The organism is Chryseobacterium sp. C39-AII1, from assembly GCF_039672645.1.
In the GTDB taxonomy this organism is placed as follows: domain Bacteria; phylum Bacteroidota; class Bacteroidia; order Flavobacteriales; family Weeksellaceae; genus Chryseobacterium.
Map to the genome: position 1 here is coordinate 39,849 of NZ_JBDFPQ010000002.1, position 15,747 is coordinate 55,595.

General features: G+C 34.9%; 15 protein-coding genes. 11 read left to right on the forward strand and 4 right to left on the reverse strand.

The window, feature by feature from the left end; genetic code table 11:
* The first annotated feature begins 8 nt into the window (after positions 1-8).
* The 11 genes from ABEG63_RS03020 to ABEG63_RS03070 all read left to right on the forward strand — a co-directional run bounded on the left by ABEG63_RS03020 (position 9) and on the right by ABEG63_RS03070 (position 8,372).
* Positions 9-266 carry a phosphopantetheine-binding protein gene (locus ABEG63_RS03020; protein ID WP_346582885.1) on the forward strand — a complete coding sequence of 86 codons (258 nt, stop codon included), beginning with the start codon at positions 9-11 and terminating at the stop codon, positions 264-266.
* A gap of 82 nt (positions 267-348) precedes the next feature.
* Positions 349-1,548: a beta-ketoacyl-[acyl-carrier-protein] synthase family protein gene (locus ABEG63_RS03025; protein WP_346582887.1), complete on the forward strand. Its 1,200-nt coding sequence runs from the start codon at positions 349-351 to the stop codon at positions 1,546-1,548.
* Positions 1,545-2,606, forward strand: coding sequence for a beta-ketoacyl synthase N-terminal-like domain-containing protein (locus ABEG63_RS03030; protein ID WP_346582889.1), 1,062 nt, complete (start codon positions 1,545-1,547; stop codon positions 2,604-2,606). Before ABEG63_RS03025 ends, ABEG63_RS03030 begins: the two co-directional genes overlap by 4 nt.
* A 245-nt stretch (positions 2,607-2,851) precedes the next feature.
* Entirely contained in the window at positions 2,852-3,607 is a 756-nt protein-coding gene (locus ABEG63_RS03035; protein WP_346582891.1) for a polysaccharide deacetylase family protein, read from the forward strand.
* Complete coding sequence (locus ABEG63_RS03040) at positions 3,600-4,226, forward strand: outer membrane lipoprotein carrier protein LolA (protein ID WP_346582893.1); 627 nt, start codon at positions 3,600-3,602, stop codon at positions 4,224-4,226. Before ABEG63_RS03035 ends, ABEG63_RS03040 begins: the two co-directional genes overlap by 8 nt.
* Positions 4,192-4,827: a hypothetical protein gene (locus ABEG63_RS03045; protein ID WP_346582894.1), complete on the forward strand. Its 636-nt coding sequence runs from the start codon at positions 4,192-4,194 to the stop codon at positions 4,825-4,827. Before ABEG63_RS03040 ends, ABEG63_RS03045 begins: the two co-directional genes overlap by 35 nt.
* A 7-nt stretch (positions 4,828-4,834) precedes the next feature.
* Positions 4,835-5,437: a porin family protein gene (locus ABEG63_RS03050; protein WP_267404494.1), complete on the forward strand. Its 603-nt coding sequence runs from the start codon at positions 4,835-4,837 to the stop codon at positions 5,435-5,437.
* Positions 5,438-5,442: 5 nt separating this feature from the next.
* Positions 5,443-5,823, forward strand: a complete 381-nt coding sequence (locus ABEG63_RS03055) for a 3-hydroxyacyl-ACP dehydratase (protein WP_346582896.1) — start codon at positions 5,443-5,445, stop codon at positions 5,821-5,823.
* Positions 5,820-6,296: a hypothetical protein gene (locus tag ABEG63_RS03060; RefSeq protein WP_312399592.1), complete on the forward strand. Its 477-nt coding sequence runs from the start codon at positions 5,820-5,822 to the stop codon at positions 6,294-6,296. Before ABEG63_RS03055 ends, ABEG63_RS03060 begins: the two co-directional genes overlap by 4 nt.
* Positions 6,297-6,300: 4 nt before the next feature.
* Positions 6,301-7,473, forward strand: a complete 1,173-nt coding sequence (locus tag ABEG63_RS03065; protein ID WP_346582898.1) for a DUF2062 domain-containing protein — start codon at positions 6,301-6,303, stop codon at positions 7,471-7,473.
* Positions 7,474-8,120: 647 nt separating this feature from the next.
* Entirely contained in the window at positions 8,121-8,372 is a 252-nt protein-coding gene (locus ABEG63_RS03070) for a hypothetical protein (RefSeq protein WP_346582900.1), read from the forward strand.
* 317 nt (positions 8,373-8,689) lie between these two features.
* Here the strand turns inward: ABEG63_RS03070 and ABEG63_RS03075 are convergent, their stop codons facing one another.
* The 4 genes from ABEG63_RS03075 to ABEG63_RS03090 all read right to left on the reverse strand — a co-directional run bounded on the left by ABEG63_RS03075 (position 8,690) and on the right by ABEG63_RS03090 (position 15,747).
* The gene (locus ABEG63_RS03075) at positions 8,690-11,788 is read right to left on the reverse strand and encodes a CusA/CzcA family heavy metal efflux RND transporter (RefSeq protein WP_346582901.1); all 3,099 of its coding nucleotides are present in this window, start codon (positions 11,786-11,788) and stop codon (positions 8,690-8,692) included.
* 8 nt (positions 11,789-11,796) lie between these two features.
* On the reverse strand, positions 11,797-12,900 hold the full coding sequence (locus tag ABEG63_RS03080) for an efflux RND transporter periplasmic adaptor subunit (protein ID WP_346582902.1): 1,104 nt from the start codon (positions 12,898-12,900) through the stop codon (positions 11,797-11,799).
* Between the two features lies 1 nt (position 12,901).
* Positions 12,902-14,176 carry a TolC family protein gene (locus ABEG63_RS03085; RefSeq protein WP_346582903.1) on the reverse strand — a complete coding sequence of 425 codons (1,275 nt, stop codon included), beginning with the start codon at positions 14,174-14,176 and terminating at the stop codon, positions 12,902-12,904.
* Positions 14,177-14,391: 215 nt separating this feature from the next.
* Entirely contained in the window at positions 14,392-15,747 is a 1,356-nt protein-coding gene (locus ABEG63_RS03090) for a HAMP domain-containing sensor histidine kinase (protein ID WP_346582905.1), read from the reverse strand.

Sequence of the window (15,747 nt, forward strand, 5' to 3'; positions counted from 1 at the left end):
AAAAAATTATGAGCGACTTAAAATTAGAATTAAAAAACAAAATCATCGAAGTACTTAATCTTGAAGACGTTGCAGTAGAAGAAATTAAAGATACAGATCCGTTATTCGGCGGAGGTCTTGGATTGGATTCTATCGACGCTCTTGAATTGATCGTTCTTCTTGATAAAGAATACGGAATAAAATTAGCTGATCCCAAAAAAGGAAAGGAAATTTTTTCATCGATCGAAACAATGGCGAAGTTTATTGAGGAAAACAGAACGAAGTAATTCAATCTAGCAATGTATCAGTCTAACAGTGTAACAATATTGGTAAACTGTTAGATTAATACATTGGTACATTATTAAAAAGATGGGTCAAAAAATTGCGATAACAGGAATGGGCATCATTTCCGCCATTGGAAACAATGTGGAGGAAAATTTGAGTTCGTTAAAAACCGGAAAACACGGAATTTCAGACATTCAATTGTTTAAAACTCGTCATGCGGAAAATATCAAAACGGGCGAGATAAAATTGTCTAATGAAGAACTGGTACAAAAACTTCAGCTAAGTGAAGACAATAATGCCACAAGAACCTCTTTATTAGGAATGGTTGCTGCAAAAGAAGCCGTAGAAAGTGCCGGAATTTCCGACATTAATGAATATAAAACAGGTTTGATTTCCTCAACAAGCGTGGGCGGAATGGATATCACCGAAAAATATTTCTACACCTACGAAGACTTCCCTGAAAAGCAAAAATATATCGACTCACACGATGCGGGAAATTCATCATTGTTGATTGCAGATTATTTGGGCTTAAAAGGCATGGTTTCGACCATCAGTACAGCTTGTTCATCTGCCGCGAATGCAATTATGATGGGTGCAAAATTGATTAAAAACGGAGTTTTAGACCGAGTGATTGTTGGCGGAACAGATTCTCTTTCAAAATTTACTTTGAATGGTTTCAGTACGCTGATGATTTTAACCGATTCTTACAACACACCTTTCGACAACGCCAGAAAAGGTCTGAATTTAGGTGAAGCAGCCGCTTTCATCGTTTTGGAATCTGATGAAGTTGTGAAAAAAGAAAACAAAAAAGTTCTCGGCTATCTTTCAGGCTACGGAAATGCGAACGATGCACATCACCAAACTGCTTCTTCGGAAAACGGACAGGGTGCTTATTTAGCGATGGAAAAAGCCTTGAAAGCTTCAGGTTTAGACAAAGAAAACATCGATTATATCAACGTTCACGGAACGGCAACTCCGAATAATGATTTATCAGAAGGAATTGCCATGATTAGAATTTTTGGAGAAAATCAAGTTCCGGAATTTAGTTCTACGAAAGCATTTACAGGTCATACTTTGGCGGCGGCAGCGGGAATTGAAGCGGTTTATTCGTTGTTGGCAATTCAAAATAATATCATTTTCCCGAATCTGAATTTTAAAACTAAAATGGAAGAATTTGATCTGACTCCTGTAACTGAGCTGAAAGAGAAAAATATTACCCACGTTCTTTCCAATTCATTTGGTTTTGGAGGAAATTGTTCAACCTTAATTTTCTCAAAATCATGAGTGTAGTTTACATCAACAGTGCAGCCTGTATCTCAGTTCAGGACACGTTAAATGAAAATTTTTTTCAAAATCTGAAACCTGAAAATTCAACTCAGGTCTTAAAAGCAATCGAGCCCAATTACAAAGAATTCATTCCGCCTGCAGCAAGCAGAAGAATGTCTAAAACTGTAAAAATGAGTTCTGTAGCATCAAAATATGCTTTGCAAGAGGCAGGAATTGAAAATCCTGATGCGATTATCGTCGGAACAGGAATGGGCTGTTCTCAAGATTCCGAAAAATTTTTAAAAAATGTGATTGATAATAATGAAGAGTTTTTGACTCCGACGTTTTTTATTCAATCCACACACAATACAGTTGCAGGGCAAATTGCTTTAGGTTTGCAGTGTCACGCCTACAATTTCACCTATGTGAACACTTCTTCGTCCTTGGAATTTTCATTTTTGGATGCAAAATTGCAGATTAATGACGATGAAGCAGAAAACGTTTTAGTAGGTTCCACAGACGAACAAACCGACAGAACAATGGAATTGTATAAATTAAACAAAACCATTAAAAAAGAAGAAAATCTTCCCGTTGATTATTTAAACTCGGCAACAGATGGAGTAATTTGGGGAGAAGGCGCAAGTTTTTTTGTTTTAGGAAAAGATAAAACAGAAAATTCTTATGCTCAATTGAAAGATATTCAAATCAGCAGCAGATTAGATTTAAACGAAACTCAACAATATATTGACGATTTTTTAGCTAAAAATAATTTAAAAAATGATGAAATTGATGCTGTGATTTTAGGCTTCAGCGGAGATGCAAAATCTGATATTTATTATACTAAAACAATGGATTTATTTGAAAATTCGTTGTTATTATATTATAAGCATTTGAGTGGAGAATTCAATACAGCAAGTGGTTTTTCGACATTTATGGCTTGTCATATTTTGAAAAATCAAGAGATTCCGGAAGTGATGATGATTAATGATTTGAAAAAAGAAGAAATTAAAAAAATTCTTCTTTATAATCATTTAGGTGGAAACGACCATAGTTTGGTTTTGTTGGAGAGAGCTTAGTTTGTTGAGTTATTTTTAAGGTAAAGAGCGCAAAGGCTTTATTTAAAAGTTTGAAAACATTTTTCGTTCGCAAAGGCGTTTCACTCAACAAAGATAAAAACAGAGTCTTTGTCATTCAGAGCGAAACGAAGTGAAGCGTGGAATCTAAACAATGTTAAAATAAAAGCCGAGATTTCTACGGAATGACAAACAAACCGTTTAGCCCTTTAAGAAACTGAATGTTTTAAACCAAAAATTCAATAAAGATGAAACATTACCCGTTTATTCTATTTTATCTTTTCTGCAACGTTTTTATTTATGCGTTTCATGGAGGTTTTTGGGTGTATTTGTTTTGCTTCTTACTATTTTCTGCGGTTGTCGTTTGGGGTTCTTTTGATATTGAATTTAGATATTTTGTCAACAGTATTACTCACAAAAGAACAAAAATCAAGGAAGTTGCTTTGACTTTTGATGATGGTCCAACCGAATTTACGCCGAAGTTTCTAGATATATTAAAAGAAAATAACATAAAAGCGACTTTCTTCTGCATCGGAAAACAGATTGAAAAATATCCTGAAACTTTCCAAAGAATTATTGCAGAAGGTCATACTATTGGAAATCATACCCTTTCACATTCAAATAATACGGGATTTTTATCAACATCAAAAATGGTCGACGAAATTCAAAAATGTGATGAAGTGATGTTAAAAATCGGGAATCTAAAAACTAATTTATATCGCCCTCCTTTTGGCGTTACAAATCCGAGTATTGCAAAAGCAATTAAAAGAACTCACAAGAAAAGTATCGGCTGGAATGTTCGTTCGCTAGATACGATTACAGAAGATGAGAAAAAAATTTACAAAAAAATCACAAAAGGATTAAAAAAAGGAAGTATTGTTTTACTTCACGACACTTCGGAAAAAACGTATCATGTTTTGGTAGATTTATTAGTATTTTTGAAGGATAAAAATTACTCAACTTTTACAGTTGATTCAATAATAAAAAATCAGAAAAATGATTAAAAATATTGCTGTCCTCGCCTATTTATTGGTTTCCAGCCTCATTTTTGCACAAAATACGGCAATGTCGGGAGCGGAAGCAAAAGCATTTGTAACAAAAGTTTCATCGGAAACAAAGGAAATAAAATCTTTACAGGCTGATTTTACTCAAACCAAAAAGATGGACTTTTTGGATAAAAGTATCGTAACTTACGGAAAGATGTCTTTAAAAACCCCAAATATGTTGGCTTGGAAATACACAAAACCTTATCAGTACAGCATTGTTTTTAAGGATAATAAAATTTTCATCAACGATCAGGGGAAAAAATCTTCGGTTGATGCAAAGAGCAAAACTTTTGAGAAAATCAATAAGTTGATTGTTGGAAGTTCAAACGGACAAATGTTCAACGATCCTGAATTTTCGGTGACTTATCTGAAAAATGCGAATTTCAACATTGCAAAATTTACTCCGAAATCGGCTCAATTGCTGAAATATATTAAGCAAATTGAATTGAGTTTTCCGAAAGGTCAATCAACAGTTTCGCAGGTAAATATGACGGAAGCATCGGGAGATACAACAAATATTGTTTTCAAAAACACAAAGATCAATGCGCCGATTGCTGCTTCAGAATTCAGTTTATAGTCTGATCTTCTTATTGTTGGTTTCCTGTAAAACGTATAAACTTACGGACGTAAAATCTGTTTCCAATCCTGAAAAAACGGTTGAAAATTTATACTTTTCTTCCAATGAAGATTATGTTTATAAATGCCAGATGGATATTTATAAAAACCATGTAAGCGGAATTTTAATTATCAAAAAAATCAACGAAACAATGCACCGTGTTGCAATGACTTCTGATTTTGGAAATAAATTAATTGATTTTGAAATTTCAGAGAATGATTTTAAACTCAATTATGTTCTTCCGGATTTGGATAAAAAAATTGTCATTAATTTTCTAAAGAACGATTTTCAAAAACTTTTAAAACAAAAATATTCTGTAACGGAAAGTTTTCAAAATGGAAATTCTAAAATCTATCTTTCAAAAATTGATAAAAAATCTTACTATTTATTCTTCAACAAAGAAAATGGTTTACTGAGACAAATCATTTATACGAAAAATAATAAGGAAAAAATCGATTTTACTTTTGATGCAAAAAAACATATCTTCGCGGATAGTTTGAATCTTCAACATAAAGATTTCAATATTAATATAAAACTATTTCAAATAACCGAAACTAAATAACTAAACCATGAAAAAACTATCATTATTACTTGTATTATTGATTTCGAGCATATCTTTTGCACAAGTTACCTTTAATCCGGGAATCAGAGCAGGCGCTAATTTTTCACATTTTACAAATGATGAAAGTTACAGTTATTATTGGGGTGATAATTATTATGATACCAACACTGTAAACATGAATTTTAAGACAAAAACCGACTTCTATATCGGATTGTTTGGTAATATTCGGTTCGCTAAATTTTATGCTTTGCAGCCGGAGATTAATTATTCAAGACAAGGAACAAAACTAGATACCAACATAAATAATTGGAACGGGCAAACCCTTACAGCAACGTATGTTGGAGTACAATTAGTGAATAAATTTTACTTCAACAAATTCAATATTCATTTCGGACCAACATTGGATTTTTTAGTTGAAAATAAAAATTTTGATGCTGAAAATGAAATAGACCTTGGTTTAACAGCCGGTCTAGGTTTTGATATTACTAAAAACTTTGGCGTAGAAGCAAGAGTGAAAAAAGGTTTTATCCCTGTATATTACTTTAATAACAACCATTCTAATGTTACTTTCCAAGCCGGAGTTTATTATACATTTAACATGAAAAAATAATTTTAATGCAGACAATTCTTACAGATTTTTACACTTTACAATCATACGAGCAGGCAGAAAACGGAAGTTTTGTGGCTAATATCAGGTTAAATCAAAATCATGAAATTTTCAAAGGGCATTTTCCAGGAAATCCGGTGACGCCGGGAGTTTGTATGATGCAGATTGTAAAAGAACTTTCTGAAGAATTCACAGAGCTAAAATTATTCTTAAAAACCGCTACAAATGTGAAATTTATGGCGATCATTAATCCGTTTGAAACACCTGATTTAAAATTACAATTAGATATTACGCAAAACGAAGAAGAAGTGAAAGTAAAAAATACAACTTCTTTTGGCGAGACTATTGCATTAAAAATGTCAGTAAACTATAAAAAATTGACAACATGAAACTTATCTTTTCATTCTTAACTGCAATTATTCTATTTTTTCAATCCGGTCTTGAATCTTTGAGAGACAGCTATGCAAAAGCCAATTCTTCGGAAGCCAATACAGAAGCTTTTATTACTATTGCCGAAAAACAATCTGGATCTGATGCTGTAACAACAGGTTATAAAGCCGCAGCAAAGATCATGGAAGCAAAAATTGCGAAAACCAATAGAAAGGCCTTGGTAAAAGCTGGTGCAACCAATCTTGAAGCGATTATAAAAAGTAATCCAAACAACGCGGAATTAAGAGTAATCCGAATGAGCGTTCAGGAAAATATTCCGAAAATTGTAGGATATAGAGGAAGCCTTAAAGATGATAAAGCATTTTTATTAAGTAATTACACAAAGCAAAATACTGCTTTGAAGAATTATATTAAAAGATTTGCCGCTCAGTCCAAAACAATGACCGACGCTGAAAAAGCCACTTTAAAATAAAATAATGACCCTGCCTGAAGTACAAAACGCAATTTCAGAAAAGAAAATCTGCGTTTTAATACCTACTTACAATAACGAAAAAACTCTGAAAAGAGTGATTAACGGTGTTTTGAATTACACTGAAAATATTATTGTGGTAAATGACGGCTCTACCGATTCAACAAAGGAAATTTTAAACGAATATCCTCAAATTGATGTAATTAATTTACCCGAGAACAAAGGTAAAGGTAACGGCTTGAAAATAGGCTTCAGAAAGGCAAAAGAATTAGGGTATAATTACGCAATAACCATTGATTCAGACGGGCAACATTATCCCGATGATCTTCCTGTTTTCGTAGAAGCTTTGCTTAAAGAACAAGATGATGTTTTGCTGATTGGAAATCGAAATATGGCTCAGGACGGGATTCCCAAGAAAAGCAGCTTCGGAAACCGTTTCTCTAATTTCTGGTTTTGGTTTGAAACCGGAATCAGATTAGAAGACACCCAATCCGGCTATCGTTTATATCCCTTACATAAAATTCCAAAAAAATATTTTACACCAAAATTCGAGTTTGAGATTGAAATTATTGTAAGAACGGCTTGGCGACACATTCCCGTAAAGAATGTTCCCATAAAAGTTCTATATGATCCTGCAGAAAGGGTTTCTCATTTCAGACCGTTCAAAGATTTTACAAGAATAAGTATTTTGAATACCATTTTGGTGACGATTACTTTACTTTACATTATTCCGCGAAATTTCGTGAATAATTTCAAAAAAAAAAGCTTTAAAAGATTCATTCAGGAAGACGTTTTGGAAAGTAACGGAACCAATCGTACCAAAGCATTTTCCATTGCATTGGGTGTTTTCATAGGGCTTTCTCCCTTTTGGGGATTCCATACCCTTCTGGTGATTTCTCTGGCAGTACTTTTCAAGCTCAATAAAGTTCTTGCTTTCGTGGCTTCCAATGTCAGTTTACCGCCATTTATCCCATTTGTGATCGCGGCTTCGCTATTTTTAGGTGCTCCATTCGTTTCGGGTGACAGCAATATTTTAAGTCAGGATCTTAATTTTGAATTGGTAAAAAATAATCTTCTTCAATACGTTATCGGCAGTGCTATTTTAGCAAGCACATTATCGTTGATTTCTGGAGTTGCTACTTTTTTGTTTTTAAATAAAGTAAGTCCAGAAAACAATTGATTTTATTAGGAGCTTAATCCTGCTTTCGCTACTCGCTTTTTCTATATTCGGCTCGGCGGCTTCGCCGCCGAGCCGAAACCCGAAAAGAGCTCAAACATACCGCTCAACCAGGGCTAGCCCGTAGTCGTTAATTAAAATATCTACTAAACCTCAACATATACAAACTGTCTTTCAAAGGCAGTCTTTTTTTATTTTGACCCTTTAGCACATTACGGCTCAATTTCAAAACTTGGGGAGAAAATATATTAACTTTTTATTGTCTTTTATAAGTGGAACGGCTTTGTGAAACTTAAAACATATCATAATCAGAAAACTTTGTGAGCTTTGTGTTCAAAGTTTAAGGCTTTGAATTTTTATAGTTAAGCCAATTAAATATTGCTATCATTTGCTGAGTAGAACGCCATTGCGACCGAAAATATTTAAAATGAGATGCAAAGCTTTAGCGATCGATAGCGTTAAAGAGAAAATAAAGAATTGTTTGAGTCTTGTTTTCTAATACTTTGCTTAGATCCCTACGGGGATGACAAACTTTATGGATACAAAATTTTTGCTTACTCCCCAAGTTTTGTAACTGATCCCACGTTACATTTCAATTCATTATTATAAATAATTGTATATTTATCTACAACAAATCAAAAAACTAAACCATGAAAAACAGTCAATTAAAAAATCTTTCAAGAAAAGACCTTAAAAACGTATTCGGAGGAACTTTATATCCTGCTTTAGAATGTTATTCCGATAGAGAATGCAGCCGTTACGGAGAAGCTCTTATCATGTGCCCCGACGGATCGTCATCGATGACAGGTTATATGTGCATGGGCGGAACCTGCATCATATACACAGGTTTCTGTCAACCTCCTGTTTTGGAACCATTTCCAGAGCCTATTTTAATTCCTTAAGAGAATATTTAAATTTTACATTTTCTAAACATTAATAAATTAAGATGCTAAAATTCTTTGCTTAAAAAACTTAATAAAAATCAATACATTGATTTCTTAATTAAATTTCCCTTCATTAACTTAAATTCTTAATGTTAAAAAAGAATAAACAAAGTTTATTTTAATTAAGAAAAATGAAGAGAAAACCAACTAAAAATTTCTACTATCAAATACAAATAGACTCTGAATTCAAAAAAAATAAAGTGAGCCAAATGGCTCACTTTTGTAGGTAAAAACCCGTTGAAAGAATAATATAGTAAGATATTATTTGCAATACATTACGCCGTTTCTTTATACTTTTTACGATACGCATAGTAAAACACAGCCGGTAAAATCGTAAAGGAAAGCAACATACAAATGATCAATCCGCCAACGATCATGATAGCTAATGGTTTTTGAATTTCAGAACCCATTCCGTTGGACATGGCCGCCGGCAACAACCCCATCGATCCCATTAAAGCAATCATGACAACGGGACGAATTCTGCTTTTTACCCCATCCGCAATGGCAGTCTTCAGAGGTATTTTATTTTGAAGATTTTCTTTCATAACGCCAATGAGGACAATTCCGTCGATCGTTGCGACTCCGAAGAGAATAATAAATCCGATTCCTGCCGAAATTCCAAAGATCGTTCCTGTGAACCATAATGACATAAACCCTCCGATAAATGCAAAAGCAAGCGTAATCGAAGAAATTAAAGTATCTTTCATATTTCCGAAATTGAAATACAGCAACATCAAAATCAACACTAAAGAAATAGGAACCACCATTGCAAGCTGTTTTCCGGCTCTTTCTTTACTTTCAAATTCTCCAGCCCAAGTCATTTTATGCTTTTTTGGAATATTTACATCTTTAGCCACTTTTGCTTTGGCATCTTCAATGGTACTTCCAAGATCTCGACCTTCAATATTAAAACCAACCCCGATATATCGGCTGTTTCCTTCTCGGTAAATAAATGAAGGGCCTGTATGATAATCAATCGTTGCGATCTCTTTCAATGGCACTTTTTTATTATCTTGAGTCGGAATCAGAATATTTCCTATTTTTTCGGGTGTGTCACGATAATCTTTTTCAAACCTCAACATGACATCAAACATTCTTTCTTCTTCATAGAATTTTGTCGCTGCCTGCCCGCCAATCGTCATTTCAATAACTGCCTGTGCATCGGCTGTCGACACTCCGTATTTTGCCATTTTAGAATCATGAAGCTGAATTCTCAGTTCTGGCAATCCAATATTTTTAAAAACATTCACATCCGAAATTCCCGGAACTGTTTTAATGGAAGTCGCGACCTGATTGGCATATTTTTCAAGTTCAAACAAATCATTTCCGAAAATTTTAATCACCAAAGGGGCTTTTACCCCCGCCACATATTCTTCCACATTATCCTGAATCGGCTGACTAAATCCAAAGTTAATTCCCGGATATCGTTCCAGAGAAACTCTCATCTGTTCTAAAAGTTCGTCTTTTGATATTTTTTTCTTCCATTCGTCTTCCGGTTTCAGCTGAATATTAAATTCGATATTAAAAAAACCGGTAGGATCTGTTCCGTCATTGGGGCGACCGGTTTGTGTCATCACGAATTTCACTTCATCATATTTCATCAGAATCCCTTTCATTTCTTTGGTCAATCTTACGGATTCATCGAGATTCACACTATTTGGCAATGTAGCTCGAACGTAGATGGCTCCCTCATTTAATTTAGGTAAAAACTCAGATCCGTAATTTGAAAATTTCCATACACAAAGAGCTAATAAAGCTAAGAAGCCAACCATAAATCCTTTTTTATGACGATAGCTGAATTCGTAAATTCTGTAAATATTAACTCTGAAAAATCGAGAAATAAAGTTTTCTTTCTCTTCAATATTTTTAGTTAATAACAATTTACACATCGCCGGAACATAGGTTAAACTTAGAATTAATGAGCCTAACAAAGCATATCCTAACGTAAATGCCAATGGTGAAAACATTTTACCTTCCACTTTCTGGAATGAGAAAATGGGCATTAACGCAACAATCAAAATCAACAAAGCAAAGAAAATATAGCTTGCCACGCTGCCTGCACTTTTCTTGATGATTCCAAGCTTTGACATTTTATTGAAACGCTTGAGCCCGACTTCCTTCGATTTTTGCTCGAGGGCGACAAAAACGTGTTCCACAATGACGAGGGTTCCTTCTAGCAACAGCCCGAAATCCAAGGCTCCCATCGAAATAAGATTGGCGGGCAATCCCTGAATTTTAAGCATAATAATAGCAAAAAGGAATGCTAAAGGAATGACTGAAGCGACGATAAAAGTCGTTTTCCAGTTGTATAAAAAGATAAATACGATGATGGAAACCAGAATTACCCCTTCAACTAAGTTTTTAGAAACGGTATGAACGGTTGTGTTTACCAATTCTGTTCTGTCGATGATCGGAACAATCTGCACATCTCCCGGCAGCTCGCCTCCGTTTAATTCTGAGATACGGTCTTTTAATCTGCCAATAACATCACTCGGGTTTTCTCCACGAAGCATGATGACAATACCTTCTACCAGATCATTTTCCTTATTGTAACCTACTTGTCCGAGTCTCGGTTTTGCGGAAACTTTAACTTCAGCCACATGCTTTACCAAAATCGGCGTAGACCCTTTTACTTCAATCTGAATATTTTCAATATCCTCTTTACTTTCCAGTAAACCTATTCCACGGACAACATAAGCCTGATCGCCTTTGGAAACCACATCTCCGCCTACATTGATATTGCTTTTCGAAACCGCTTCATAGACATCCAGAGGTGAAAGATCATAGTTCTGAAGTTCTGTAGGATTAATTTTGATCTCATACGTTTTCTCTTCACCTCCAAAACTCACCACATCGGCCACTCCGGGAACAGCAAGAAGCTCCCGCTCGATCACCCAATCCTGAATGGAAGTGACTTCTTTAATCGGTAATTTACTTTTAATAACATAACGATAGATCTCCCCGGTAGCTCCTGAAGGAGGTTCAATGCTGAATTCTGCGCCGTTGGGCAATTCTACATTTCCGAGTCGGTTGGAAGCATATTGTTGAGCATAAAAATCATCCACATGATCATCAAAAATAACCGTAACCACCGATAATCCGAAAAGGGAAATAGACCGCACCGAAGTTTTATTCGGAATGGTATTCATTTCTTTCGAGATCGGAAGCGTAACAAATTTTTCTATTTCTTCGGCACTTCTCCCCGGCCATTGGGTAATCACTCTCACCCTCGTATTGGTAACATCCGGAAATGCCTCGATGGGCGTATGAATATAAGAATAGATTCCTCCTGCCAATAAAAGAAGTGTCCCAAAAATAACAATCAGGGAGTTTTTTAAAGAGAAAGAAACAATATTCTGAACAAATTTTCTCATAATTCTCTTTATTTAGATTGGCTTTTCAGGTTTTCATAAATCAGAAGACCATTTGAAGTAATGATATTTTCTCCTGCTTTCAGGTTTCCTTCAACATAAATATATTGGCTGTTGGAAGCGATCTCCGTCACTGGTCTGATCTCGAGTTCGCAATCTTTTTTATAAACCACCACATAACTTTGATTATTATCAAAAATCAATGCTTTCTGAGGAATTGCCATCGCCGATTTATTCTGAGCATTTACAGGCAATACAATATCCGCAGACATTCCGGGTCTCAGGTGCATATTGGTATTATCCATTACAATTTTTGCCTTTAAAACTCTTTCAGTTTCATTAAAAACCTGAGAAATCACATCTATTTTTCCGGAAAAAACTTCATCGGGATATGCCAGCGTTTTTACGGTTACGGGTTGGTTTTCATAAACGTTTCGCATATTAGTCGCATACACATTCGCCATTACCCAAACCTTATCGAGATTTGAAATTTTAAACAACTGTTCACCTCCAGTCGTTACAGGCATTCCGTTGGAAATATTTTTTTCGATCACATAACCGTCTGCCGGAGATTTAATCTGTAGATTATTCCCTCCCGCAGAATATAATTGCAGATTTTTTTTCGTTTTAGAAATATTAGACTGAAGAATCTGCACATCGGCTTTTGCTTCCTGCAAATCTTTTTGAGAAGCAATATCATCTTTATACATAGCTTCTACCGAAGATAATTTTCTTTTCGCGACTGCTAATTGTGCTTGCAATGTTTGGGTATCGTCCTGCATTTCGTTTAACGAAGAAGATTTTATTGTCGCCAAAACCTGACCTTTTTTCACAAAATCACCAAGTGCAAAATAGGTTTCGGTAACTACTCCATCCACAAGGCTTACGTAGGGAACCGTTTTATCAGAATTGCTTTCTACCTCTCCCGTAAGCGTAATACTTTCCTGAATCGGCAGAATTTCAACTTTTGCTAATTTTATTTCTTTTTTAAGATCCGGGCTGATACAATAGGTCTTGTTTTCCGTTTTCTCCACCTGCTTTTTATCTGCACAGCCAGTGAATGTTACCAGCATAAAAGACGTTGCCGCAAGGTATAATACTATATTTTTTTTCATTTTATAAATCTTGTCCCACAACATACTGCAGGTTTTCATAATATTGGTTAAGTTCTTTTTTCGTATCCAGAATGATCATTTTATTGCCGATATAGGTATCCAGGAAATCCATATATTCAAGCATGCTGATATTTCTGAGTCGGAAGTTTTTTTCATGACTAATTAAAAGTCCGTCTAGTGTAGATTCGTATGCATCATCGATATCATGTGAAATCTCTTTTGTTTTGATATAATTTTTAAACACAGAAGAAATTTCGTTTTCAGATTTCAGCACATTCTTTCGGGTTTCGATCTTTGTTTTTTCAATTTCAAGTTTCGCTTCTTGAATATTTCCTTTATTTCGATCAAAAATCGGAAGATCAACCGCTACTCCCACTCCCACAAAATCTTTCATAATATTTCCGCCACGGTCGTAATTCATCGAAACGGTAACATCTGGCGTTTTCATGGCATTTTGCAATTCAAGATTTTTCTGCGCGTACTTTTCCTGATTTTTTGCCATCAAAATATCAGGTCGATTTTCTTTTGCTTTTTCCGTCCATTGATCGACTTCTAATTCCGACAAATCTTTTTCCGGCATTGTAAAAGGATCTGAGATCACAATGTATTTTTTGGCGGGAAGAATCAGTAAAGCTTTCAATTCCACCTGCTGCTCCTGAATTTCCTGATGAAGGGAGATGAGTTTCTTTTTAAACTCAATTTCCTGAGCTTTCAATCTTACATATTCCGCTTTACTGATATTCCCAAGACTCAATTGATTATTGTAAGACTTCGTGAGTTTCTCAATCGAAGCAATTTGCCCTTGATAAATTTTTTGCTGCTCCTGATTATAAAGAATTTCCGTTACCGTATTTCGCAACGTTTTTTTAAGCTCACGCAACACTTCCTGAAGTTCGTATTGCTCACCATCCACATCAATTTTGGCAAGTTCAATATTCTTTCTTCTCTTTCCGGCAGTTTGAATTACCTGTTCGATCTCGACAGCAACTTGGGAACTTTTTCCCCAATTTCCGATCAACGCAGGTTGCGCTTCAATATCATAGGTTTTCCACAAATTAACTTCGCTGATGCTTAATGTAGGATTGGGCCAGAATTTAGCCTGAATTGTTCGAGCTTCTGCCTGTGAAATCTCAAGCTTTTGAGCGATAAGATCTAAGTTATTGGCAAGAAAAACTGCTTCGGCTTCTTTTCTGCTTATGGTAATCGTATCCGAAACCTGCGCCGAAAAAAAACCGAAGACATGAATGTATAGTACAATTAATATATGCTTCTTCAAGGTCTTTGTATTTAAGACCACAAAGTTATCGGGGCAATATTAAAGGCAATTTCGAATAGAATTAAAGTTCGGTTAGCCCAACATTAGAGTTTGATTAGAGGATTTTTGGGTGGGAATATGGGGGATGGAAGATGGAAGTTGATGGAGGTGACAGAAAAATATTCTGTATACGCCAAAACTTCCAGCCTCCAGCTTCACTCTTCCAGCCAAATATTTTAGGCATTAAAAATTAAACAAACCTTTGTTCCTTTATTCACTTCAGAATCAATTTTCATTGAAATATGATGATGATCAAAAATACTTTTAGACAAAGACAGTCCGATCCCACTTCCTTTTACTTCATTTACATTTTTTCCGCGGAAGAAAGTTTCGGTTACATTGTTAAGATCTTCTTTGGAGATTCCCTTACCGTGATCTTTCACTTCGATATGCAATTTTTCTGTTTGCTCGAAAATATTAATCTCAATAGAATTATTTGAAGAATATTTTATCGCGTTCTCTACAATATTATATAAAGCTAAAAAAAGCAACGTTCCATTTCCTGGATATTCAAGCAATGAAGGTTTTATCACCTGCAAATCTATTGTTATGGAAGATTGATGCTCTTTAGCTTTGGGTTCAAGTTTAGAATAAATTTTCCAAATCAGTTCATCGATTCTTACGGTTTTATGCGATTCTTCAAGCTTTGCTAAACCGGACATCAGCAAAAGATTATTCAGAATATTTTCAATTTCGTAGACGTTTTCCAAGGATTCTTTTACCACTTTTCGATATTCCTCGGGCGTTCGGTCTTTTTGGGCAAAAACTTCAAGATTTCCGGAAATGGCGGCCAAAGGTGTTTTAAACTCGTGAGAAACATAGTTAATAAAATTCTGCTGCAACAGCATATTTTCAGAAATCCTTCCGAATAATTTATTGTAAGATTTTATGAGTTCTTCAATCTCATCATTTGTATTGGTAGTCGTTATCGCCTGGGAAATATTTTTATAATCAACATTATTAATATGTTTCACCACATTAGAAACCGGTTTGTAAACCACTTTTGAAAGATAACGACTTAGAATAAAAATGGCGGTTAATCCTAAAATAAGCACTGTAAACATGATGATCGACAACCTGAAAATCTGCGATAGAAAAGAAGCATTCGAAGATTTTACAAAAACCACAAAATCTCCCTGATTATCAGGATAAAAAATTCCGTAATAAAAATTATCATCCGACATAAACTGAACCCATTGGTTGACCCGTGCCGCGTTCAAATGTTTCTGCTTAATATAAGGATCATTAAAATCTTCCCCAAAAGTCACCTTATTATTCTGATCATAAATTGCCACTTCCCTATTTCGGATCAGACTTTTATACTCTTTTTTGATTTGCGCATGACGGTTGACCGAAAGTTCGTCTTTTTCAAGATAATAAATCGCAGAAATGAGCGCCGTATTTTTCAGCTTTTCAAAGTAAGAAATCTTTGTACTGTCGTAATACGCAAAATATATCACTGCAAATGTAATGATAGAAACAATGCCAAACGACAGGCTTGAAATAAGGGTAAATCTGTTTCTTAGCGTCAT

Coding starts and splice junctions, on each gene's coding strand:
- ABEG63_RS03020 (WP_346582885.1), top strand. CDS start 9: ATGAGCGACTTAAAATTAGAATTAAAAAACAAAATCATCGAAGTACTT.
- ABEG63_RS03025 (WP_346582887.1), top strand. CDS start 349: ATGGGTCAAAAAATTGCGATAACAGGAATGGGCATCATTTCCGCCATT.
- ABEG63_RS03030 (WP_346582889.1), top strand. CDS start 1,545: ATGAGTGTAGTTTACATCAACAGTGCAGCCTGTATCTCAGTTCAGGAC.
- ABEG63_RS03035 (WP_346582891.1), top strand. CDS start 2,852: ATGAAACATTACCCGTTTATTCTATTTTATCTTTTCTGCAACGTTTTT.
- ABEG63_RS03040 (WP_346582893.1), top strand. CDS start 3,600: ATGATTAAAAATATTGCTGTCCTCGCCTATTTATTGGTTTCCAGCCTC.
- ABEG63_RS03045 (WP_346582894.1), top strand. CDS start 4,192: ATGCGCCGATTGCTGCTTCAGAATTCAGTTTATAGTCTGATCTTCTTA.
- ABEG63_RS03050 (WP_267404494.1), top strand. CDS start 4,835: ATGAAAAAACTATCATTATTACTTGTATTATTGATTTCGAGCATATCT.
- ABEG63_RS03055 (WP_346582896.1), top strand. CDS start 5,443: ATGCAGACAATTCTTACAGATTTTTACACTTTACAATCATACGAGCAG.
- ABEG63_RS03060 (WP_312399592.1), top strand. CDS start 5,820: ATGAAACTTATCTTTTCATTCTTAACTGCAATTATTCTATTTTTTCAA.
- ABEG63_RS03065 (WP_346582898.1), top strand. CDS start 6,301: ATGACCCTGCCTGAAGTACAAAACGCAATTTCAGAAAAGAAAATCTGC.
- ABEG63_RS03070 (WP_346582900.1), top strand. CDS start 8,121: ATGAAAAACAGTCAATTAAAAAATCTTTCAAGAAAAGACCTTAAAAAC.
- ABEG63_RS03075 (WP_346582901.1), bottom strand. CDS start 11,788: ATGAGAAAATTTGTTCAGAATATTGTTTCTTTCTCTTTAAAAAACTCC.
- ABEG63_RS03080 (WP_346582902.1), bottom strand. CDS start 12,900: ATGAAAAAAAATATAGTATTATACCTTGCGGCAACGTCTTTTATGCTG.
- ABEG63_RS03090 (WP_346582905.1), bottom strand. CDS start 15,747: ATGACGCTAAGAAACAGATTTACCCTTATTTCAAGCCTGTCGTTTGGC.